The following is a 22,559-nucleotide window of genomic DNA, read 5'->3' as shown; positions in this document are numbered from 1 at the left end:
GGGTTACTCTATTAAGTTGTTTAGTTAGACAACTCGATAACAATTGGTGATGCTGGCTTGATAATAGGACCTGAACTCTTCGATTTGATATCGAAAATTTGGACTTGAGAACCACGCTTAGCACTACTTAAAGCCGACTTTGCAGAACCATTTAATCTGTTACCAGAACATGTTATAGAAGGCTTACCTTCTACTTTAATTTTAAAGCCAGTTACCGTTAATGGTAAGTCAAAATCAAAATCTTCTAAAACAGCTTCCACTCTTCCAACAGCAACATTATTTCTAGGTAATTTAGGATTACTTGAACCTGCCATTTGACCTGAAGGTTTTGGTATATCTTTAATTCTAAATACAGCTTTATCACTTACTTTAGAACCGTCATCAAGTGTTGCAGTTACATTAATTGTAACTTCTCTACCAGATGTTGGTACCATTGTATATTTCCCTGTACCTGAACCTCTTTTTAATCCAGATCCAGAAGCAGATACTTTATTATCTGGTACACCTGCGAAAGAGATTGTCATTGGGTTAACTACACCACGATAAACAACATTCATTTTATCTGCAGAAATAGTAGCAGAGTTTGGACGTGGTACTACCACATAGTTTCCTTTAATTGGAATTTCTAATGGCTTACCGTCTTCTAAGAATGTAAATACACCATCGATTTCATGTTCACCAACTCCACCAACTCCAAAATCTAAACGAGCAGCACCAGTTGAATCAATTGCTTTTTCTAAATCTACAGAAGAACCACCTACGCTTAATCCTGTTGGTGTTACGTTTGCATATTTACCTAATACAACTTTACCTTGAAATTTCTCACCAGCAAAGAATGCCGATTTATCAGCAATTACAATTGCTGTATAGTTTTTAAGAGAAACGGCTTCATCTAAAGTATTCCCTAAGAATACATTAAACATATTTGCCTCAGTAACTTTAACATCATTTTGTAATGCTGTTAACTTAGTATAAGATGCAATTGCAGGAAATCCTTTGAAATGGTAATCTAACCAATCAATTTTCTTTCCATCTTTATTTTCTTCTTGAGCAGTACTAAATCTATTTTCAAAGTTCTCAATGGCTTTAGTATATTTTACATCATTTCCAATAATACTTTTAACCTTAGTTTTGTAAGCGTCGATTTTAGCCATAACAGCCTGACCATCTTTAGTCAATCTATCACCAGTAAACCACATTTCATCAAGAATATCGGTTTTATCCATTGCTTCAAAAGGTAATTTCCCCGTTTTTGGATCAATAGTATAATCACCCTTCTTTAAAAGTTGAACTTTTAAAGTTTCTATATATTTATAGAATTCATCAGATGCAGTGCTTATTTCTTTTGCTTTGTTTGCTGCTGTAGCAAAATCAGCTGGTTTCTCTTCTGCTTTGGCCTCCAAGTTAGCAAGTAACTTTTCGTTCATATCAGTTGTAACCACATTTGCACTTGCAAATTTTGCTTCCATTAAACCGAAAGCGGATAATACCTCTTTCGACATGTTCATAGCCATCATCGCGATGAAGACTAAGTACATTAAGTTAATCATTTTCTGCCTTGCAGATAATTTTCCTCCTGCCATGTTAATTAGTTTTTTTAGTTGTTAATGTTTTAGTTAAAAAACTAATTAGTTTTTGTTCATTGCAGATAACATACCTCCATAAACACCATTTAATGATGATAAGTTAGCAGCTAATGATTGCATTTGTTCTTTCAACTTCTCTGCATTCACAAGAGATTCTTCGTTAATTGTAGCCTGACGACTAGCGCTTTCCATTTGCACTTTATAAAGACTATTTAAAGATTCCATTTGAGCAGCAGCTAAAGACATTTCTTCACCATACTTCTTTTGAGATGCCATAGCATCAACAGTTGGGCTTATTCCTTTTGCAGCACCTTCAAAATTCTTGATACTGTTTCCTAAGCTTGCCATTAACTCACCGTCAATTTTAGCATCTTTTAATAAGTTGTCTAATTTTTTAGATAATAAACCTTCTGCATCTTTAGGCTCTTCTTTTTTAGCTTTTTTAGAAGTTAATGCTCCTCCAGCTAATTCAGGATATACTAAAGACCAATCTAAATCTGACTGTTGTCTTTCAAATGCAGAATAGGTAAATACTAAGGCCTCAACAATCATCCCTATGGTTAAAATCAACGAACCTCCTGGCCAGTGTTGAATTTTAAATAAAGCTCCAAGTATAACGATTGCAGCTCCTAGTCCGTAGACCATATTAGCGATTGTGATTTTTCCTTTCTGTGCCATAATTTTGTGTTTTTAGTTTTTTAAGTCAGTTGATAACTTAAGTAGATTAATATTTAGTTTAGTTAATTGTATAAATGTTTAGTTGTTGGTTGCAGCGTTCTTAGTTACCTCAGTTCCCATATAATCTTGAACGGTTCTAAAACCAATGTAACTTCTTGCAGAATCTGCATATTCGTAATCTCTTGAACTAACTTGTAAGAAGTAAGCAACATCTTTCCAAGATCCTCCACGAACTACTTTACGTTCGTTTTCTGGATTGTTCACACTTGGATTAAACGATGCCATATATTCATAAGAAGCAGCATCATAAGATCCTTGTACCCATTCAGAAACGTTACCAGCCATATTATATAGGTTGAAATCGTTTGGCTCATAAGCATCTGCCTCTACAGTATATAAAGCTTGATCTGCAGCGTAATCACCACGTAATGGTTTAAAGTTTGCCATGAAGCATCCTCTATCATTTTTAGCATATGGTCCACCCCAAGGATACGTTGCTCCTTGTAAACCACCTCTAGCAGCATATTCCCATTCTGCTTCAGACGGTAATCTATAAGAATTCACAAAATGATTTCCTTTTGATTTTCTATAAGCGTTGTGATATAGTGTTCTCCATTGACAGAATGCTTTAGCTTGTTTCCAAGACACTCCTACTACTGGATAATCTCCATAAGCATCATGCCAGAAATAATCATTGTGCATTGGCTCATTATAAGAATAAGAGAAATCTCTAATCCATGCAGTTGTGTCAGGATATACTACAACTTCTTCTGTAATGATAACATCTTTACGACTTAAATCTCTGTTTTTAGCAGCTTTTTGAATGTCCATATACTTATATTGGAATTTGAATTTCTTCACATCCCAAGTACGTTGTCCATTGTAAGACTCTTCAATTGGAAGATACATCGTATCCATAACTTCAGCATAATACTCATCTGGATAATCTGCAGTATCGAAAATCAAATCAACATCTTTGTTTAATTTTCTACCTTCATAGCCTGTAGGTCCAAGGCCACTATAGTTATTATCCATATATTTTTCGTAAACGGTCATATTATCAGGATCTGCATCGTTAAATGCAAATTCTCCAATACCTCCATTTCCTGGAGCTTCACCAATTTCATCAGCTAGAATAGCCAATTTGGTTCTAAGAGTTGAATCTCTTACCCATTCTACGAATTGACGATACTCACTATTTGTGATTTCGGTCTCATCCATATAAAAGGCTCTTACTGTTACAGTTCTAGTTGGAGCATCTTGTACTCCTGCTAAATCGTCATCAGATTTACCCATTATAAATGCACCACCTGGTATAAGTGTCATACCATAAGGTTTTTCTGGGTGCCATTTCTTTCCTTTAACACCTACGAGCTGTCCTCTGTCTCCAGAGTTGCAACTTACCATTAGGGCTAAAACAGTTGTTAATAAAGCAAACTTCTTAATATTCATAGAAACTTGAGGTTAAATTATTTAGTTGTAATTATGTATTAATTCTTGTTCTTAATTATTTTAAGGATGTAAACATATTTATATATATTGATAAATCCAATTTTTTTTCAATATTTTTTGCACTTTATCCCAAAAAGTTAACATTTCGTCGATTAAAGATATGTTAAATTTATCATGTTTACGACATTATACGCCATTCTTTTTATACGCTTTAAACCAACGTTCAGGTATTTTACCATGACTTGCCTCTATATAATCTTCATGCGTGCAAGGTAATAACGTATGCTTTTTTAATTTATTATTAACATTTGGTAAAAAAGGAATTTCTATCCACCAACGTCCCGTTTTTATGCTCTTATAAAATATCAACTCTTCATCTTCAATTAATACATTATATTTTTGATGTGTGTTAGTATTACTAAAATCATCATCATTTACTCTACAATTATAGCCTTCTATAAAATACCATATCATTTGTGATATGAGCATTGGTGTTGCATCTAACTCATTGGTTGATTTAAATTCATAAATACCAAAAGAAGACACTTTGTTACTTATACCAGCATATCTTGTAATTGCACAAATCTCCTTACCATTAAAACCATTAGGAGAAAATTTTTGTTTAGCTCCAACTTCAGATGCTCTTACAGATTTTAAATCTACAGTTACAATATGAGCATCTCTCATGACTGGTTCAACCAAATTAATAGCATGAGTTACATCTCCTAATCTATAAGATTCAAAGTACAACTTCTCCATCAAATCAATTTCCTCCTGAGAATTAAAATAAGTTTGATAACCTACAACAGAATAATTAAATAGATTATAAGGTTGTTCTAATATCACTTTTCCGAGGAAACTATTATTTTTCATTTCCACGGAAGCGTCACCAAGATCAAAATTAGAATCTACATTGACGATATTTACCATAGGTGACATTGTATCGTAAGCACGATAATTGGCATATGTTAAATCTTGACTACCTCCTATAATTATAGGTATGACTTTTTGTTCTAGTAATACTGAAATTATAGTACGCAACGCATAATAGGTATCTTCAATAGTTGCACCAGCTGGAATATCACCTAAATCGGCTACTGAAGTATGCCAATTCCCAGGAAATAATGCATATAATGATGTTCTAATGGTATCGAAATTTAATTCTTCACCCATATAATTAACATCGTTACGATTTTCCCTTACACCTATGATGGCAAGTTTAACACCATTTAAATCTGGAATACCGTTTTTAGCAGAATGTATTTTTATTTTTTTACCTAGTGCTTGCTCAGATAATAACTCGTTATGAGCTAAAACCGTATCTGAAACAGGAGATAAAAAATTAAAATTCATGTTTTACTTATTTTTTTGTCGTTGTTTTTTTCTTTGCAGTTGCTTTCTTTTTAGGAGCAGCCTTTTTCTTAGGCGCTTTTTTCTTTGGCGCTTTCTTTTCTATTTCTGCTTTAGCTTCTTCTAAGGTCATGTCTGTAACATCAACCGTTTTTGGAAGCTCAACTTTTATTTTACCTTTAATAATATTGTGTCTTCCCCATCTTGCTTTCTCTACACGAATGCCTTCGTCTTCCCAATTGTGAATGACTTTATCTATTTCCTTCTGAATTTTAGTTTCAATCAACTCTACAATTTCATCATCAGATAAGTTATCCCAATCGTATTTTTTATTGACATTAATAAACATGTTGTTCCATTTTATAAATGGTCCAAAACGTCCTTTACCTTTTTGAACTGGTAAATCCTTATACATATATATAGGTGCATCTGCTTTTTGCTTTTCTTTAATAAGCTCAATCGCCTGATCCATTTCTACATCTAAAGGATTAGTTCCTTTTGGAAGCGATACAAATGCTTCTCCAAACTTAACATATGGTCCAAAACGACCGTTATTAACTTCAACAGCTTCACCTTCATATGTTCCTAAACTTTTAGGCAACTGAAACAAATCCATTGCTTCATCATATGTAATAGATGTCAATTGTTGATCTGGTGATAAACTTGCAAATGTTGGCTTTTCTTCATCGTCAACTGTTCCTATTTGAACCATTGGTCCAAATTTACCTAAACGTACACTAACTTGTTTACCCGTTTTTGGATCTTTACCTAAAATACGTTCTCCAGATTCTCTATCTGCATTTTCCTGAACATCAACAACTACAGGATGAAAGCGTTTGTAAAAATCTTTCATCATTTTTTTCCAATCCTCTTTACCTTCTGCGATTTCATCAAAATCTGCTTCCACCTTAGCGGTAAAATTGTAATCTAGGATATTTCCGAAGTGAGTCACTAAAAAGTCGGTCACAATCATACCAATATCTGTTGGTATTAACTTCCCTTTATCGCTATTTACTTTTTCTGTTAATTTATTATCAGTCAGTTTTCCATCTTGAAGTAATAGTTGTGTATAATCTCTCTCAACACCTTCATTAGTACCTTTTTCAACGTAATTTCTATTTTGAATTGTAGAAATTGTTGGCGCATAAGTAGATGGTCTACCAATACCAAGCTCTTCTAATTGTTTTACCAAAGAGGCTTCTGTAAAACGGTATGGAGCGCGAGAAAAACGCTCTGTTGCAGTAATGTAACTATTTAACAAAGTCTCATTAACTTTCATTGCTGGCAACATACCTTCCTGCTCAGTATCTTCATCATCTGTACCTTCTAAATAAACTTTTAAAAACCCTTCAAAAGTGATGACTTCTCCATTTGCCGTAAATATTTCGTTATGAGTTGAAGCGTCAATTTTCACGTTGGTACGTTCTAATTGTGCATCGCTCATTTGAGAAGCAATGGCACGTTTCCAAATTAAATCATATAATTTAGCTTGGTCGCGTTCTATATTTACTGAATGTTTTTTAAAATCTGTTGGTCTAATCGCTTCGTGAGCTTCTTGAGCACCTTTTGATTTCCCTTTATATTGTCTTGATTTACTAAATTTTTCACCGTAAGCATCTTCAATTTCTGCTTTTGCACCTTTTCGTGCATCATCAGATAAATTTACACTATCGGTTCTCATATAAGTTATCAAACCAGCTTCATATAAACGCTGAGCATTTTGCATCGTTCTACTAACCGAGTAGCCTAATTTTCTAGAAGCTTCTTGTTGTAACGTTGATGTTGTAAATGGTGCAGCTGGTGATTTTTTTGCTGGTTTTTTTTGAAGATCTGCGACTTTAAAATCTGCATTAGCATTAGATTCTAAAAATTTATAGGCTTCTTCTTTAGTTTTAAAGTTCTTCGGAAGTTTTGCTTTGAAGGTTTGTCCGTCTTCATTAGAAAATTCTGCATCAATTCTATAAGATGCTTCTGGTTTGAAGTCTAAAATATCACGTTCTCTCTCAACAATTAATCGCACAGAAACAGATTGTACTCGTCCTGCAGACAAACCACCTTTTACTTTTCTCCATAATACAGGAGACAATTCATAACCTACAATTCTATCTAAAACGCGACGTGCTTGCTGTGCATCTACCAAATCATAATCAATATCTCTTGGATTTTCAATTGCTTTTAAGATAGCACTTTTAGTAATCTCATGAAAAACGATTCGTTTAGTCTTTGCTTTATCAAGACCTAGGGTTTCGGCTAAATGCCATGCAATTGCTTCTCCTTCTCGATCCTCATCACTAGCTAACCAAACAATATCTGCTTTTTTTGCAAGATCTTTTAATTTTTTAACGACATCTTTTTTGTCTTTTGATACTTGATATTTTGGATCAAAATCACCTTCTACATCAACTCCTAACTCTTTTGAAGGCAAGTCTGCAATATGCCCAAAACTAGATTCTACTTTGAAATCTTTACCAAGAAATTTTTCTATGGTTTTGGCTTTTGCTGGTGACTCGACAATGACTAAATTCTTCGGCATATATGATTTTTTGAAGCTACAAATGTATGAGAAAAATAAGTTATGTTCCTAATTTATGTGCATTTCGATTGTAATTTGTCTTAAAAAAGCGTTGTTTCATCTAACAAATAAAATAAAAAAAGCCTGAATTAAATTCAAGCTTTTTAATAATTCTATTAGAAGATTTACTATTAATAGGTATAAATTAATGGTTCTTCAAAACCTTCAATATTTAATATAATTTCGTTACTACCCTCAACTTGGATTGGTGTTATATCAAACGAACGCTCTTGTGTAAATACTGCCAAACATAATTCATCATTGGTTAACACAAATTTTAAATAACGTTGTTCTGGAGAAGATTCTGCAACATTTCCTGAATCTACTAACACCATACTCCATGTTTCACCATCACAACCACTAGCTCCAATATTAATAGATAAACAGTTATCTATAATCACTGCTTCTATAAGATTATAAACATCAGACTCTGCTGTTTCATAAAACCCATTATCAATAATAACAGTTTGATCACAAGGCGAAGCACTATTTTGATCGTCATCATCACATTGTGTATTCAGTAATAATAATGTAAAACAAAAACAGGCGGTTATAATTTTAGATAATTTCATGATGTATTATTTTTTATTAGATGCAAAACTATTTAATTGGTTGCGTCAAAATTTTCATTATTTCCTATTTGCTTAAGTTCATTAACATCTTCATTGAACCCAAACACTTCTTTATAGATAAAATATAAAGGAATAACTGCAAATGATGCAGTCACAAAAATTCCAATTCCACACATTAAGATACCCACCATTTGTGCTAACCATCCTGCAACTAGAGTAATCCCAAAAGTGATTAACCATTTTTTATTTCCTAATTCAAAACTTGCTTTGATTAGATTAGAACTAGATATATCGGGATTAAAAGCATATATAACTACGAGTAAATTAAGTGGAACCATCACATAAATTATTGGAAACACACATAATAGCATTGCTAATACACTTATTCCAAAATAAGCTAGTGACAAGTTGATGGTTTTTGAGAGATACGGTTTTCGAAGAAAAAAGAAATAATCATCTGCTCCTATTTCATTCAAATCCTTTTGTCTCATGATTCTAAACAATCCTGCTTTTAAACCAAAAGAAATAACAATCATTGCAAAAATAAATAGTAGATATGCAACACCAACAAATATTAAGGCAATTGGAGCTAAACCATTATAAGCACCTGGATTTGTCGAATCTACTACACCAAATATAAGCAACGGAAAGTATACAATAAATACAAACGGAATCATAAAAGCAAACATAATTAACAGCATCAACAAGCCTTGAAGCCAAACCTTCTTAAATAATTCTATACTATCATTTAAAAGATTACCAAAATCGAGCTGTTTAGCATGATTTATTTTGTGCTGAATTTCTGCAAATAACATAAGTCAAGGAGTTAGTTAGTTTTTCCAAATAAAGTGAAATAAAACGCATCTTCAAAACAAAATCTGCTATGACACTTTGTCACAATCCTTCAAATTATAGTATCTTTGCATGCTTATTGACAACTAAAATTTAAATTGATTCCTCCCAAATTTTTGGGATTGTACACGATATATGGACAAAACAATTGACGAAAGCAAACAAGGTAACAATCTTGTTTTAGAACAAAAAGAAGGAAACAAACGAAAACTTTTTATAGAAAGTTACGGTTGTGCTATGAATTTTAGCGACAGTGAAATTGTAGCTTCCATACTTTCAGATCAAGGTTTCAATACCACTCAAAGTCTCGAAGAAGCAGACTTGGTATTGGTAAACACCTGTTCCATTAGAGATAAAGCAGAACAAACCGTTAGAAAACGTTTAGAAAAATATAATGCAGTAAAACGTATTAACCCAAAAATGAAAGTTGGCGTTCTTGGCTGTATGGCTGAGCGTTTAAAAACTAAATTTTTAGAAGAAGAAAAAATAGTAGACCTCGTTGTTGGTCCAGATGCGTATAAAGATTTACCAAACCTTTTAGCAGAAGTTGATCAAGGTAGAGATGCCATCAACGTTATTCTATCTAAAGAAGAAACCTATGGAGATATTTCTCCTGTGCGATTAAACACTAATGGAGTTAGTGCGTATGTATCTATTACACGTGGTTGCGATAATATGTGCACCTTTTGTGTAGTCCCTTTTACAAGAGGTCGTGAGCGTAGTCGTGATCCTCAAAGCATTATTGAAGAAGTCAATGATTTATGGAACAAAGGCTATAAAGAAATCACACTTTTAGGTCAAAATGTGGATAGCTATTTGTGGTATGGAGGCGGACTCAAAAAAGATTTCGTTAAAGCCAGTGATATGCAAAAGGCAACTGCTGTTCACTTTCCGCAATTGTTGGAGATGTGTGCCATAACACAACCTGAAATGCGCATTCGTTTTTCGACGTCTAACCCTCAAGATTTAACGTTAGATGTAATTCATACCATGGCAAAATATGATAACATTTGTAAACACATTCACTTACCGGTTCAAAGTGGTAGTAACCGTATTTTAAAAGAAATGAACCGTTTACACACACGAGAAGAATATTTTGAATTGATTGATAATATTAGACGAATTCTCCCAGAATGTTCTATTAGCCAAGATATGATTGCTGGTTTTCCTACGGAAACAGAACAAGACCATCAAGACACGTTAAGTTTAATGCAATACGTAAAGTATAACTTTGGATTTATGTATATGTATTCTGAACGTCCAGGAACCATGGCTGAGCGTAAATTGGAAGATGATGTTCCTGAAGCTATTAAAAAAAGACGCCTAGCAGAAATTGTACAATTACAAAGAGAGCTTGGTGCTGAACAAATTGAAAAATATATAAATACCGAAGTTGAAGTTCTCATTGAACGTGAGTCTAAAAAATCAAACGAGCAATGGTCAGGCAAAACATCACAGAATATTGTTGCTGTTTTTCCGAAGGAAAATTACAAGATTGGAGAATTAGTAAAAGTCAAGGTGTTAGATTGTACTAGTGCTACTTTGATTGGTGAGGTCATTGGGTATTCAAAACATAATTAATGTCGCATCGAGCACAGTCGAGAGGTTTTAATTAGGTCTCGACTGCGTTCGACCAAACAATATATAAAAAAAAATTAATGGAAAGCATACAAGCCATAAAACAACGTTTCGGAATTATTGGAAACGATCCTAAACTCAACAGAGCGATTGAAAAAGCAATCCAAGTTGCACCAACAGATATTTCGGTATTAGTTACTGGTGAAAGTGGAGTTGGTAAAGAGAGCATCCCTAAAATCATACATCAATTATCCCATCGTAAGCATGGTAAATATATTGCAGTAAACTGTGGTGCTATCCCAGAAGGAACGATTGATAGTGAACTTTTTGGTCATGAAAAAGGAGCATTTACAGGTGCTACAGGAACACGTTCTGGATATTTTGAAGTTGCAGATGGTGGTACAATTTTTTTAGATGAAGTTGGAGAATTACCATTAACAACACAAGTGCGTTTATTACGTGTTTTAGAAAATGGAGAATTTATAAAAGTTGGATCAAGTAAAGTTCAAAAGACTGATGTAAGAATTGTAGCTGCAACAAACGTAAATATGTTTGATGCGATTAAAAAAGAAAAATTTAGAGAAGATCTATACTATAGATTAAGTACTGTAGATATTAATATTCCACCACTTCGAGAACGTAAAGAAGACATTCATTTATTGTTTAGAAAATTTGCTAGTGATTTTGCTTTGAAATATAAAATGCCAACCATCAAACTAGAAGATGATGCTGTTCCTATTTTACAAAAACACCGTTGGAATGGTAATATTCGTCAGTTGCGAAATGTAGCTGAGCAAATTTCGGTATTAGAACAAAACCGTACCATTAGCGCATCAACACTTCAAGGATATTTACCTGACGGAAGTAATAATCTTCCTGCAGTTATCAATAAAACAAAGTCTGATAGTGATTTCAGTAATGAAAGAGAAATTCTCTACAAAGTGCTTTTTGATATGAAAAGTGATTTGAATGATCTCAAAAAACTTACGATGGAACTCATGAAAAGTGGTAACGTTTCTCAAGTAGAAAAAGATAACGAAAGCTTAATTGAGAAAATATACGGTGAACCTCAAAAAGATAATTATACTGATGAGTTTGAGGATCTAGAAGTCATGAGAATTCCTGAGAAAACAGAAGATCATTTTGATCCTGATGATAAAAACCAAACTATCGATAAATATCATTTTGCTGAAGAAATTGAAGAGGAAGAAACCTTATCTTTACATGACAAAGAACTAGAATTAATTAAAAAATCTCTAGAACGTCATCAAGGAAAACGTAAACTTGCTGCTGCCGAATTAGGGATTAGCGAACGAACGTTGTATAGAAAGATTAAACAGTATGATTTATAAGCCTTAGTTCAATTTAAGATTTAAGAAAAGTTTAAGCAACCAACAATTCTAAAATATTATCTTTCATGTTCTATTTTAGTTATGGTTGATTCTATAAAAAAATCATACATAAATAATTAACGAATGAAAGCCATAGAAATATTTATGATTAAGAAATCGTTTACACGAAAAAGTTCTGAAGCTATAAGACAAGAAGCTGAAGATTTAGTAAACGAAAAACACTACCAAGGCTATCGTGTCATTAATATAGATTTTGATGTTGCAGATAACGCAGGCTATATCTATGCCTTTATAACAATGAAAAAACCTAACACGTATTAATACATGAAAAGTATCAAACACCTTATTATTTTTTCGGTTGCACTACTCCTATTGGGTTGTGGACCGTATTCTTTTACAGGAGTTCAGGATTTAAAGGCTGAAACATTTCAGGTTAATTATTTTCAAAATAACGCAGACTTAATTGAACCTGGTTTAGATAGAGATTTTACGCTCGCATTACAAGATTTAATAGTTAATCAAACTAATTTAAATCTAACAACATCAAATGGTGATTTAGTATATGAAGGTGAAATCACAGAATACCGCATCTCTCCAACAACTGCTCAAGCCAATAGTACTGCTGCACAAAACAGATTAACGATTGGTGTAAATGTAAGAATGTATGACAAAGACAATCCAGATGAAGAATTTGAACAACGCTTTTCATTCTTTTATGACTTTGGTGGAAGCTCACAGTTAATTGGTGCTCAAAAAGATACTGCTCATGAAGAAATTTTTGAACGTTTAACACAAGATATTTTTAATGCAACATTGGCAAAGTGGTAAATGAATAGGTCAGATTTCACATATATACTTCAAAATCCGCAGCACATCACAGATGAGCAAACAAGCCAATTGCATGATTTGAGTATTAAATATCCATACTTTCAATCTGCAAGAGCTTTATACCTCAAAGGATTAAAAAATAATGACAGCTATAAGTATAATCAAGAATTAAAAACGACTGCAGCTTACACCACAGATCGCAGTATTTTATTTGATTTCATTACTTCGGAAATTTTCAATCAAAACGAAATATCTCAAGTCATTAAACAAAATTCAGAGCACCTAAAAGACATAACTGTTAATGATTTGGATGATATATCGGTTAATAAAAGTGTTACTATTGACGATGCTTTAAAACAACACATTAAAAATACCGAAGGTGTTCTAGACCCAAACTTGTTTGAACAAAAGATAAACACCGACAATGTTGCTCACTTTTTATCACTACCAAAAACAACACCAGAGCAAGTTATCATAGATATTGATGCCAAACATATAGAAGAAAATCCTGAAGATATATTACAAATAGGGAAACCTTTAGAATTTGAAAAAACAGAAACACACTCATTTACAGAATGGCTTAAAATCACAAGTTTTAAACCAATTCAAAGAGACAAAAATGAGATAAACACTACTATTTCAGATACTTCTACTGGGCTCAGCACAAGCGAAAAAACAGAAGAGGTTAAAGAGTCTCAAAAAGAAGATAAATCGGCATTAATCAACAAAAAATTTGAGCTCATTGATAAATTTTTAGAGAATAATCCAAAAATTGTTCCTCCAAAAGAATTAAAAATAAACACTATAGATACAAGCGATAAAGTACCTCATGACGGATTGATGACAGAGACTTTAGCCAGAATTTACTTAGAACAAAACAACTATGCAAAGGCAATTCAATCTTATAAAATATTAAGTTTGAAATATCCAGAAAAAAGTGGTTTCTTTGCAGACCAAATTAAAGCAGTAAAAGAATTACAAGAAAATAATACTCAAAAATAATGAATACGTTTACAATCTTTTTAATCTTAATTATACTAGTATCATTTTTACTAGTTGTAGTCGTTATGGTTCAAAACCCTAAAGGAGGAGGATTATCTTCTTCGTTTGGAGGTGGTGGTACACAACAATTAGGAGGTGTTAAAAAAACAACAGACTTTTTAGACAAAAGTACTTGGGCTTTAGCAACTTTATTATTAGCATTAATTTTAGCATCTAACTTTGCTATTCCTGGTGCAGGAGGCGTTGAAGATTCTAAAATAATTAATGGTAGTGAAACTACGACAACTGTTCCTGCTACAACTCCTGTTGATACTGCAACAGATAATATTGCAACACCTGGAGATTCTTTATAAGAGTAACCATTTACATATCATATAAAATGCCAGCTATTTAGTTGGCATTTTTTTTTGCTTTTTTTCTACCGAAATTGGAACCTCTGCAACTTTGTCAGTTATACACTAATGGCACATTTTTAGCATAACGCTTATGCGTTGATAATTATCAACATCTAAATATTTAATTAAAAAACTTACATAACAATGAGCTTAAACATTAAACCATTAGCAGACAGAGTTCTTATTGAGCCTGTACAAGCTGAAACTAAAACAGCTTCAGGAATCATCATTCCAGACAACGCTAAAGAAAAACCACAAAAAGGAAAAGTTGTCGCTGTTGGTAAAGGCACAAAAGATGAACCAATGACAGTAAAATCTGGTGATACTGTTCTCTACGGAAAATATGCTGGTACAGAATTAAAACTAGACGGTAAAGATTACCTCATCATGCGTGAGAGTGATATTTTAGCGATTGTATAATTCGCTATGATTTCCTATAGACACTGAGCGTAGTCGAAGTGTGATGCGAAATCTTATACAACAACAATTAATTAACTAAATAGAGATTCCCATTTTCATGGGAACTTTAAAATTAAAATTTCAAAATGGCAAAAGATATAAAATTTGATATTGAAGCACGTGACGGATTAAAACGTGGTGTTGATGCATTAGCAAATGCAGTAAAAGTAACATTAGGACCAAAAGGACGTAACGTTATTATTGGTCGTTCATTTGGAGCACCTCAAGTGACTAAAGATGGTGTTTCTGTTGCAAAGGAAATAGAATTAGAAAATGAGCTCGAAAACATGGGAGCTCAAATGGTAAAAGAAGTCGCTTCTAAAACCAACGATTTAGCTGGTGATGGTACAACAACAGCAACTGTTTTAGCACAAGCCATCGTAAAAGAAGGTATAAAAAATGTTGCTGCAGGTGCTAACCCAATGGATTTAAAACGTGGGATTGACAAAGCAGTACTAGCAATTGTAAAAGATTTAGAAAAGCAATCTAAAAAAGTAGGTAGCGATTCTGAAATGATTAAGCAAGTGGCTGCAATATCAGCTAACAACGATGACACTATTGGTGAATTAATCGCTAAAGCGTTTAGTAAAGTTGGCAAAGAAGGCGTAATTACTGTTGAAGAAGCAAAAGGTATGGAAACATACGTTGATGTTGTAGAAGGTATGCAATTTGACAGAGGATATTTATCACCTTACTTCGTAACAGATTCTGATAAAATGATTGCTGATTTAGAGAATCCGTACATATTATTATTTGATAAAAAGATTTCTAACTTACAAGAAATCCTTCCAATATTAGAACCAGTTGCGCAATCTGGTCGTCCGTTATTAATTATTGCCGAAGACGTAGAAGGTCAAGCCTTAGCAACTTTAGTTGTAAATAAATTACGTGGTGGATTAAAAATTGCTGCTGTAAAAGCACCTGGATTTGGAGATCGTCGCAAAGCTATGCTTGAAGATATCGCTATATTAACTGGAGGTGTTGTTATTTCTGAAGAAAGAGGATTCTCTTTAGAAAACGCAGACTTAACTATGCTAGGTACAGCAGAATCTGTAATGATTGATAAAGACAATACAACTATTGTTAATGGTTCTGGAAAGTCTTCAGATATCAAAGCAAGAGTAAATCAAATCAAAGCTCAAATAGAAACAACTACAAGTGATTACGATAAAGAAAAACTTCAAGAACGTTTAGCTAAATTAGCTGGAGGTGTTGCAGTACTTTATGTTGGAGCAGCTAGTGAAGTTGAAATGAAAGAGAAGAAAGATCGTGTTGATGATGCTTTAAATGCAACAAGAGCTGCTGTAGAAGAAGGTATCGTTGCTGGAGGTGGTGTTGCTTTAGTAAGAGCAAAATCTGTTTTAGGAAAAATCACAACAGAGAATCTTGATGAAACAACAGGAATTCAAATTGTAGCAAAAGCAATAGAAGCACCATTAAGAACCATTGTAGAAAATGCAGGTGGAGAAGCATCTGTAGTTATCAACAAAGTATTAGAAGGAAAGAAAGACTTCGGTTTTGATGCCAAAACTGAGACGTATGTTGATATGCTAAAAGCAGGAATCATTGATCCTAAAAAAGTAACACGTATTGCATTAGAAAATGCTGCATCTGTTGCAGGAATGATTTTAACTACAGAATGTGCTTTAGTGGATATTAAGGAAGAATCTGCTGGAGGCGGAATGCCACCAATGGGTGGAGGAATGCCAGGAATGATGTAGTCGAGAACCTAGATATACACAAGCACTGACTAATATCAGTTATTTATAAAACAGCCTTTGATGAGAATCAAAGGCTGTTTTTATATGAAGTAGTTCCTTTTATAATTTAAACTTTATTACTCGTACTCATAAGTAATTATAGTAATATATGCTAGGCTATTATCTGAACTATTTTTTGTTTGAGTCTGACTAAGTAAAAGATTATCACCATTAAACTCGTAGCTAAAATTTGTTACATAACTTGTCGATTGAGATTCATTATTATAACTATAGCTCAAACTAGAAAGATAATTTAAACTCACATCATCTAAATTTTCTGTTCCTAATGTAGAAGAGTCTTTACTCAAAAGTGTATTAATTCTCCATTGATTACCAAACTTGAATCTCCCAATAGAATATGCATCTGCTGCAATTTCGTTTACGTACTCAAAATTAGAAATAACTAAGAGGTCTCCTGAAAAATAAGAATTAAGAGTCAAAGGTCCATTATTACCATATGTTGCCTCATCTCTACTACCATTAGCTAGAAACGCTGGATAATAGGATTTTACAATATTATTTTGGTTTAACTCAAGATGACTTACTTGAGTATCTCCTGACTGTACATCATCAAAATCAAAAATTTTATATTCAACGATTATTAAATCAGTATCATAAGTATACTCATGACTTACATAATAATCAAATGGTGTTAAATCTGGATTAGGCGTATTAATTCTATATGTTAGTCTACCATTACTATCATAACTATATGATTTAGTATAAAGAATATTATCATTTGCATCATATTCGGTAATTTGAGATACTTTATCACCAGAATAAGTATAAAGATGATATGAACCATCATTATATTGTATATCTGTAATTTTATCGTTATCTAAATTAATAGTTTCAACATAAGCAACCCAAGTAGAATTGATAGTTATTGACGTTAATACTTCAGAATTATTAGGTTCTCCAGATGTAGGTTCATTATTATTTTCAGAATCATTATCGCAAGAAACAAGTCCAAAAGTTAAATAAACAAAAGCGAAAATTTTTATAAGGTTTTTCATAAAATAGGTATTTATTGATATAGTCAAAATGACTTCTCTTTCTTTATAGTCTCTTATAATTCAAAAAGGTTGCGTCAAATCGTAAAAAAAGCCTAAATTTTAATTTAGGCTTAATAACTTTTAGTTTTTATGATCATCAACTACATCATCATCTCGATACATACAACATGGATGAACAGATGCATACTCCTCATCTGTAGCCTTTATTATTTTTGTATCATGACCAACAGACGCAATTTTTCTACTAATTGAATCTAAATTTGTTTTACGAGCATCATAAATTAATTTGAGTTCGTGAGTATCTACATTCCATATTGCAGATTTCACACCTTTTGTTCTAATGGCTGCTTTTTCAATACGTTCTTTACACATATTACATACACCATCAACTTCTATAGAAGCACGTTCGTTTTTGTTTTGAGCGAATGTTATTGTGGTTACCAATAACACTATCACTGTAATAACTTTTTTCATAATCTGGTCTGTTTTAATTTTTTAATCCGAATAATAACGGAATTTTTATTTGAAATTGGTTTATTTAATTCTATATCGTAATCCTGCATAATACATACTTCCAAAAATTGGACCATACACAAACGTAGTATCAAAATTTGAACCAAAAGGTTCATCAGCTCCTAAAATAGGATTGTTTTGTCTCACATTGGTAATATTTTCACCACCTAAATATACTTCAAATTTTGGAGAAAACACTTTAGTGACTTGTGCATTTAAAGTACCTACTGTAGGAGATTGCTCTGGCAATCTATACGTTGCTGGATTAGATATTGTAGATGAAAAACGCTGCTCACTCAACCAATTATAGGTAAGGTCAAATTTCCATCTCGCAAATTCTCCTTCCTCAACAGGAGTTTCATAGGATGCATTGGCAAAAAAGCGATGCTTCGGAATTAAGGGTTTAGATAATTTCCCAGAAGTATAGGACGTTTGCACATCATAATATTTATAAGCGGTTCTAAAATCGAAATTCTCAAACACATTATAATTCAATTCTACTTGAAAACTATTTGCAAAACTATCGCCTTCAAGATTATAGAAATTTACTTCCTGAGGATTTTCCCAATCTATGACGACTTGGTTTGTAAAATCGGTTTTATAGTAATCAAAAGTGATGTCTGCTTTTCTTCCGAAGAGATTAAAACCCTGAAGGTATGAAACGCCATAATTCCATGCAATCTCAGGATCTAACCCGTAGATATTTCCGTTGGTATTCAGAATATTGATAGTACGAGATGTAGCAAACATATTTTGATTTTCGGCAAAAATATTAGCACTACGCTTTCCTCTACCAATTGAAGCACGAAATGCAGATTTCTCCCAAGGCGTATATCGAGCATGTAAACGAGGAGTTACAAACTCACCTAATAAATTGTGTGTGTCAAAACGCAAACCAGCAGTTACAGTCAACTTATCTAAATCATCATATGCATATTCAAAAAAGGCACCAGCAGAACGCTCACTGCGCTCAAAATCAAGTCCAATAGCATATTCATCATAATGATCGTAAGTAAATCCTAAACCTGTCTTGACTTTATGTCTAGAATCACTAATAATCGTGTTATAAATTACATTAGAATAGACGCTATTATGGTTTATATCATATTGATTTAATCCAAAATAAGACTCTTGATTATGACTACTAAATGCAAATTGAACACCTAGACTTTGCCACGGAACTTCTGGATTAACATACCCAAGTTTTGCAGAAACTTCAAAACGCTCTGTATCAATTTCACTTCCCCAAGCATTGGTTGTCAAACGATCTGTATCTGGATTAAAATCAAGTTGACCAGATTGTTTTGCATCATTAAGATAACGCACGTTTATAAAACTAACAAACCCTTTTTCTGGATTAGTATACTGCCAACGGTTCATCACATTGATTTGATTATATAATGGCATATCTAAAAATCCGTCATCATTAACATCATGTTTTTCTTGATGTGTATTACCATGTACGTATAAACCTGTGCTCCACTTTTCACTCACTTTGGTATTAAAATGTGTGTTAAGCTCTAAACGTTGGCTACTTGCTCCATATAAATTCAAGAAAAATTTGTCATCTTTTGAAGGCTTTTGAAGTTCTGCATTAATTTGTCCTGCGATACTTTCAAAACCATTAACGACGCTTCCTGCACCTTTAGTAATTTGAATACTTTCTACCCAAGTTCCTGGTATGAAACTTAATCCGTAAGCTTGAGAAGCACCTCTTATAGATGGTATATTTTCTGTTGTTATCAAAATATACTTACTCGTTAAGCCCAACATTTTAATTTGTCGTGTACCTGTTACAGCATCAGAGAAATTAACATCTATGGATGGATTGGTTTCAAAGCTTTCAGATAAATTACAACACGCAGCCTTTAAAAGCTCATCACTACTAATCGTCATAATATTTTGGGCACTCATGTACGATCTTGAAGTCGCTCGTTTTCTTGCTGTTAGTGTAATTTGATCTAAATCACTGGTTGCTTCTAATAAATGTTTGATAAATCTAGGCTTTGTAATTGTTAAAGTATCTGTTTTAAAACCAACATAACTTATCACTAGTTTTGTATAACTTGGTTCATATGCAATACTGAATTTCCCATCAATATCTGTCACTGCACCTATTGATGTGTCGAGCCAAAATACATTGGCTCCTGCTAATGGAAATAGTTTACTTCCATCAACTTTTTCTGTAACAACACCTTCAATTTTCTCCTGAGAGAGCATGATTAAAGGCATCATTAACATGATATATATTATTTTTTTCATTTTAATTGTAGGTTTTAATAAGCATTATAATTGCCATAATAATCATAATACTATTTTCAATAAAAGTCGCTTTGGTCATAGGAAGCTTTAATGCAGTCCCTAAACAAGCACATTGAATTGATTTTTTATTTAGTAAAGTTTTAGTAACTCCAATAGTTGTAATTCCTAGAATAATTAATGTCATAATTAAAGCTATAGGAATTTCAATTCGCATCAGAAATAGAATACCCAACGACAACTCAATAAACGGATAAATCCAACCATAAGCAGGCCATATTTTTGCTAGAGGATCGTACATTTTAAAACTTTCTGGAAATCCTTTTAAATCTAACAGTTTAAAGAAACTAAATACGAGATAGAATAATCCCATAAAATCGAGCATAAAACCTTCGATAGTAAACAGATTATAATTCATCAAAACAGTTCCTAATAAGATATATCCAAAAATCAAAAAGAGCGGAAACAATTGCTTTAACTCACTCTTCTCTTCAGTGTTTTCTTCGGAAACTGAAGCAAAGACATTTTTACTTTCTTTTTCAGAAAGTGAATATTTAGATGGTAAGGCTTGTTTTAAAATTTCCGTTGAAATATGACTTTTCATTGAAATTTCAACTTCCTGAGTATCTAAATTTATAGATACATCATCAACTTTATCTAGAGTTTTTAAAGCATTCTCTACCGAAGCTTTGCAACCATTACAGGTCATTCCTGTAACTATATAAGTGTGTGTCATTATTATGTATTTGTGTAAAATTAATTATTAGACCAAAAATTTGGTCTCTAAAGAATCTTAGAAAATAGATAATATCAAATGAGGAAGACTTGATCGAGAACGTGTATGTCTGCAATCAACTTGGGAGAATTATAATATTGGTGAGGTATTGTATGTTTTTGAACAACTTCAAAAAGGTTATTAAAAGCATGAACATATGCAACCAAAAATTGTTGCTGCTCAAAATCTAAGTCATCAAATGTTTTTACTGTTAGCTGAGTTTGACCTTCAATAACATCTAAAGTATCTTTACAACATGTTTTTTTTGAAACATGCTCTTCTACCATTTCAACAGCATCTGATGCACATTTTTCTATCGTACTAAAAACTGCAACATCTATTAAAACGTCACCACAAAAATGCTTTTCTACAGTAAATGAGACTGTTGACAATAACAGTAAAACTGCCATCATCATAGAAAATACTTTATGTAAAATCTGTTTTAACATGTTGCAAAGTTAAAAAAAAGAAATTAACCCAAATAAAATTATAGTATGATTAACAGTTTATGATTTAAGCTTATAATAATAAAACGCAGGAACGAGGAGCAATAAAAGTATAGGCTGAATTAAAAACCGTCTAAAATTGAAAAACAAATAGTAATCTTCTTGTCTCGGATTAATGACGAAGTATAGAAAAAATAACATCAAAATAATAAAAGCGACGATGTAAACTATTATTGAAAACTTGACAATTGATTTATCTCTAAAAAATAGAAAAATAATACCTAATGAAATAACAGTATTTAGGACAAATCTTAATGTTGTGAAAAGTGATAGTTTTAATATTTCTCGCCGTGGAGAATCCATACTTAAGTAATCGCTTTTAAAAAACGATACATATGGATCGTAAAATAATTCGTTTTCAAAAACTCGAATTAAAACGAGCAGTCCAAACAATACCATAAGTAATATGTAAGTTATTGGATTACGCATGTTGTTTTTTCTTTTTTGAAAATCGATTCACCCAAAACATCCAAAGTAGAAAAACCATACCATAGATAATCATAGGAAATATAACTGTATGTAAAATATGTTCTCGCCAAGGATATTTATATAACCCTATAGATAATATGGCAATTCGTATGAGATTCACCACGTATATTAGCACACTTCCTGTCAGTATATAAATAAAAGTTGCTTTAAATTTATCTGCAAAAGCGATTATAAATGAAATAAATAAAATTATGACACTTATAGAATTACAGCCTTCTACAACTCTAGCTACAAATTTAGAATTTACTAATAACTTCATCGACGGTTCATCTGGATGCGGAATAATATTAGCATCATAACCAAAAGTATCTATAAGAGATTTACTTTGTTTTGCAACAAGATTGGTTAAGTAGTCTGGATAGTATTTTGAACCATCTGAAAAATCCAAATACAATTTATAACACATCGTAAGTACAATGTAAACCGCTAGAAAGGTTAAAATAAACTTTACGACAGATTTATATTTAAGAAGAAGTGCTTTCAAATAAAATGATAAATTACTTTCAGTTAAAATTATACAAAATGAATCTAGAAATAGCACTTTTTAAATACTTTTACCAAAATT

At 32.5% G+C, this 22,559-nt stretch carries 22 protein-coding genes; 8 read left to right on the top strand and 14 right to left on the bottom strand.

Translation table 11 applies throughout. The features are described 5' to 3' along the window. Positions 1–20: 20 nt before the first annotated feature. The 7 genes from gldM to WNY78_RS03435 all read right to left on the bottom strand — a co-directional run bounded on the left by gldM (position 21) and on the right by WNY78_RS03435 (position 9,025). Complete coding sequence (gene gldM / locus WNY78_RS03465; protein ID WP_342871782.1) at positions 21–1,583, bottom strand: gliding motility protein GldM; 1,563 nt, start codon at positions 1,581–1,583, stop codon at positions 21–23. 45 nt (positions 1,584–1,628) lie between these two features. Next, positions 1,629–2,264, bottom strand: a complete 636-nt coding sequence (gene gldL / locus WNY78_RS03460; RefSeq protein ID WP_342871781.1) for a gliding motility protein GldL — start codon at positions 2,262–2,264, stop codon at positions 1,629–1,631. A gap of 78 nt (positions 2,265–2,342) precedes the next feature. Next, positions 2,343–3,716 carry a gliding motility lipoprotein GldK gene (gene gldK, locus WNY78_RS03455; protein ID WP_342871780.1) on the bottom strand — a complete coding sequence of 458 codons (1,374 nt, stop codon included), beginning with the start codon at positions 3,714–3,716 and terminating at the stop codon, positions 2,343–2,345. A 186-nt stretch (positions 3,717–3,902) separates the two neighbouring features. After that, on the bottom strand, positions 3,903–5,069 hold the full coding sequence (locus tag WNY78_RS03450; protein WP_342871779.1) for a formimidoylglutamase: 1,167 nt from the start codon (positions 5,067–5,069) through the stop codon (positions 3,903–3,905). A 7-nt stretch (positions 5,070–5,076) separates the two neighbouring features. After that, positions 5,077–7,599: a type I DNA topoisomerase gene (gene topA / locus WNY78_RS03445; protein ID WP_342871778.1), complete on the bottom strand. Its 2,523-nt coding sequence runs from the start codon at positions 7,597–7,599 to the stop codon at positions 5,077–5,079. Between the two features lie 170 nt (positions 7,600–7,769). Then, complete coding sequence (locus tag WNY78_RS03440) at positions 7,770–8,210, bottom strand: hypothetical protein (RefSeq protein ID WP_342871777.1); 441 nt, start codon at positions 8,208–8,210, stop codon at positions 7,770–7,772. Positions 8,211–8,242: 32 nt separating this feature from the next. After that, positions 8,243–9,025 (bottom strand): hypothetical protein, encoded by a 783-nt coding sequence (locus WNY78_RS03435; protein WP_342871776.1) that lies wholly within the window; start codon positions 9,023–9,025, stop codon positions 8,243–8,245. A 172-nt stretch (positions 9,026–9,197) separates the two neighbouring features. Here WNY78_RS03435 and miaB point away from each other — a divergent pair, with 172 nt between their 5' ends. From miaB to groL, 8 genes are all read left to right on the top strand, one after another. Beyond that, entirely contained in the window at positions 9,198–10,643 is a 1,446-nt protein-coding gene (gene miaB, locus WNY78_RS03430; protein WP_342871775.1) for a tRNA (N6-isopentenyl adenosine(37)-C2)-methylthiotransferase MiaB, read from the top strand. Positions 10,644–10,720: 77 nt separating this feature from the next. After that, positions 10,721–11,992, top strand: coding sequence for a sigma-54 dependent transcriptional regulator (locus tag WNY78_RS03425; RefSeq protein ID WP_342871774.1), 1,272 nt, complete (start codon positions 10,721–10,723; stop codon positions 11,990–11,992). 123 nt (positions 11,993–12,115) lie between these two features. After that, the gene (locus WNY78_RS03420) at positions 12,116–12,313 is read left to right on the top strand and encodes a hypothetical protein (protein ID WP_342871773.1); all 198 of its coding nucleotides are present in this window, start codon (positions 12,116–12,118) and stop codon (positions 12,311–12,313) included. Positions 12,314–12,316: 3 nt separating this feature from the next. Beyond that, positions 12,317–12,820 (top strand): LptE family protein, encoded by a 504-nt coding sequence (locus WNY78_RS03415; protein ID WP_342871772.1) that lies wholly within the window; start codon positions 12,317–12,319, stop codon positions 12,818–12,820. Further along, positions 12,821–13,822, top strand: a complete 1,002-nt coding sequence (locus WNY78_RS03410; protein WP_342871771.1) for a hypothetical protein — start codon at positions 12,821–12,823, stop codon at positions 13,820–13,822. It begins immediately after the preceding gene. Further along, on the top strand, positions 13,822–14,175 hold the full coding sequence (secG, locus tag WNY78_RS03405) for a preprotein translocase subunit SecG (RefSeq protein ID WP_342871770.1): 354 nt from the start codon (positions 13,822–13,824) through the stop codon (positions 14,173–14,175). The genes WNY78_RS03410 and secG overlap by 1 nt, the downstream gene beginning before the upstream one ends. Before the next feature lie 186 nt (positions 14,176–14,361). After that, entirely contained in the window at positions 14,362–14,637 is a 276-nt protein-coding gene (groES, locus tag WNY78_RS03400; RefSeq protein WP_342871769.1) for a co-chaperone GroES, read from the top strand. 125 nt (positions 14,638–14,762) lie between these two features. After that, a complete protein-coding gene (gene groL / locus WNY78_RS03395) occupies positions 14,763–16,397 on the top strand; it encodes a chaperonin GroEL (RefSeq protein ID WP_342871768.1) in 1,635 nt (544 codons plus the stop codon). Between the two features lie 116 nt (positions 16,398–16,513). On the opposite strand, the gene WNY78_RS03390 is transcribed toward groL, so the two are convergent. The 7 genes from WNY78_RS03390 to xrtF all read right to left on the bottom strand — a co-directional run bounded on the left by WNY78_RS03390 (position 16,514) and on the right by xrtF (position 22,478). Then, positions 16,514–17,452, bottom strand: coding sequence for a hypothetical protein (locus WNY78_RS03390; RefSeq protein ID WP_342871767.1), 939 nt, complete (start codon positions 17,450–17,452; stop codon positions 16,514–16,516). A 120-nt stretch (positions 17,453–17,572) separates the two neighbouring features. Further along, positions 17,573–17,926 carry a cation transporter gene (locus WNY78_RS03385; RefSeq protein ID WP_342871766.1) on the bottom strand — a complete coding sequence of 118 codons (354 nt, stop codon included), beginning with the start codon at positions 17,924–17,926 and terminating at the stop codon, positions 17,573–17,575. Positions 17,927–17,986: 60 nt separating this feature from the next. Beyond that, the gene (locus tag WNY78_RS03380) at positions 17,987–20,227 is read right to left on the bottom strand and encodes a TonB-dependent receptor (protein WP_342871765.1); all 2,241 of its coding nucleotides are present in this window, start codon (positions 20,225–20,227) and stop codon (positions 17,987–17,989) included. 1 nt (position 20,228) lies between these two features. Further along, positions 20,229–20,960 (bottom strand): MauE/DoxX family redox-associated membrane protein, encoded by a 732-nt coding sequence (locus tag WNY78_RS03375; protein WP_342871764.1) that lies wholly within the window; start codon positions 20,958–20,960, stop codon positions 20,229–20,231. A gap of 74 nt (positions 20,961–21,034) precedes the next feature. Next, complete coding sequence (locus tag WNY78_RS03370) at positions 21,035–21,448, bottom strand: hypothetical protein (RefSeq protein ID WP_342871763.1); 414 nt, start codon at positions 21,446–21,448, stop codon at positions 21,035–21,037. Positions 21,449–21,505: 57 nt separating this feature from the next. Then, positions 21,506–21,904, bottom strand: coding sequence for an exosortase F system-associated protein (locus WNY78_RS03365; protein WP_342871812.1), 399 nt, complete (start codon positions 21,902–21,904; stop codon positions 21,506–21,508). A gap of 22 nt (positions 21,905–21,926) precedes the next feature. Then, complete coding sequence (gene xrtF, locus WNY78_RS03360; RefSeq protein ID WP_342871762.1) at positions 21,927–22,478, bottom strand: exosortase family protein XrtF; 552 nt, start codon at positions 22,476–22,478, stop codon at positions 21,927–21,929. Positions 22,479–22,559 lie beyond the last annotated feature (81 nt).

Origin of the sequence: Psychroserpens sp. AS72 (assembly GCF_038900375.1) — a bacterium.
GTDB lineage: Bacteria > Bacteroidota > Bacteroidia > Flavobacteriales > Flavobacteriaceae > Psychroserpens.
This window is presented reverse-complemented; position numbering and strand designations above follow the sequence as displayed.

Bases quoted from the DNA above. Each gene is read 5' to 3' on its own strand.
- gldM (WP_342871782.1), bottom strand. From the start codon at position 1,583: ATGGCAGGAGGAAAATTATCTGCAAGGCAGAAAATGATTAACTTAATG.
- gldL (WP_342871781.1), bottom strand. From the start codon at position 2,264: ATGGCACAGAAAGGAAAAATCACAATCGCTAATATGGTCTACGGACTA.
- gldK (WP_342871780.1), bottom strand. From the start codon at position 3,716: ATGAATATTAAGAAGTTTGCTTTATTAACAACTGTTTTAGCCCTAATG.
- WNY78_RS03450 (WP_342871779.1), bottom strand. From the start codon at position 5,069: ATGAATTTTAATTTTTTATCTCCTGTTTCAGATACGGTTTTAGCTCAT.
- topA (WP_342871778.1), bottom strand. From the start codon at position 7,599: ATGCCGAAGAATTTAGTCATTGTCGAGTCACCAGCAAAAGCCAAAACC.
- WNY78_RS03440 (WP_342871777.1), bottom strand. From the start codon at position 8,210: ATGAAATTATCTAAAATTATAACCGCCTGTTTTTGTTTTACATTATTA.
- WNY78_RS03435 (WP_342871776.1), bottom strand. From the start codon at position 9,025: ATGTTATTTGCAGAAATTCAGCACAAAATAAATCATGCTAAACAGCTC.
- miaB (WP_342871775.1), top strand. From the start codon at position 9,198: ATGGACAAAACAATTGACGAAAGCAAACAAGGTAACAATCTTGTTTTA.
- WNY78_RS03425 (WP_342871774.1), top strand. From the start codon at position 10,721: ATGGAAAGCATACAAGCCATAAAACAACGTTTCGGAATTATTGGAAAC.
- WNY78_RS03420 (WP_342871773.1), top strand. From the start codon at position 12,116: ATGAAAGCCATAGAAATATTTATGATTAAGAAATCGTTTACACGAAAA.
- WNY78_RS03415 (WP_342871772.1), top strand. From the start codon at position 12,317: ATGAAAAGTATCAAACACCTTATTATTTTTTCGGTTGCACTACTCCTA.
- WNY78_RS03410 (WP_342871771.1), top strand. From the start codon at position 12,821: ATGAATAGGTCAGATTTCACATATATACTTCAAAATCCGCAGCACATC.
- secG (WP_342871770.1), top strand. From the start codon at position 13,822: ATGAATACGTTTACAATCTTTTTAATCTTAATTATACTAGTATCATTT.
- groES (WP_342871769.1), top strand. From the start codon at position 14,362: ATGAGCTTAAACATTAAACCATTAGCAGACAGAGTTCTTATTGAGCCT.
- groL (WP_342871768.1), top strand. From the start codon at position 14,763: ATGGCAAAAGATATAAAATTTGATATTGAAGCACGTGACGGATTAAAA.
- WNY78_RS03390 (WP_342871767.1), bottom strand. From the start codon at position 17,452: ATGAAAAACCTTATAAAAATTTTCGCTTTTGTTTATTTAACTTTTGGA.
- WNY78_RS03385 (WP_342871766.1), bottom strand. From the start codon at position 17,926: ATGAAAAAAGTTATTACAGTGATAGTGTTATTGGTAACCACAATAACA.
- WNY78_RS03380 (WP_342871765.1), bottom strand. From the start codon at position 20,227: ATGAAAAAAATAATATATATCATGTTAATGATGCCTTTAATCATGCTC.
- WNY78_RS03375 (WP_342871764.1), bottom strand. From the start codon at position 20,960: ATGACACACACTTATATAGTTACAGGAATGACCTGTAATGGTTGCAAA.
- WNY78_RS03370 (WP_342871763.1), bottom strand. From the start codon at position 21,448: ATGTTAAAACAGATTTTACATAAAGTATTTTCTATGATGATGGCAGTT.
- WNY78_RS03365 (WP_342871812.1), bottom strand. From the start codon at position 21,904: ATGGTATTGTTTGGACTGCTCGTTTTAATTCGAGTTTTTGAAAACGAA.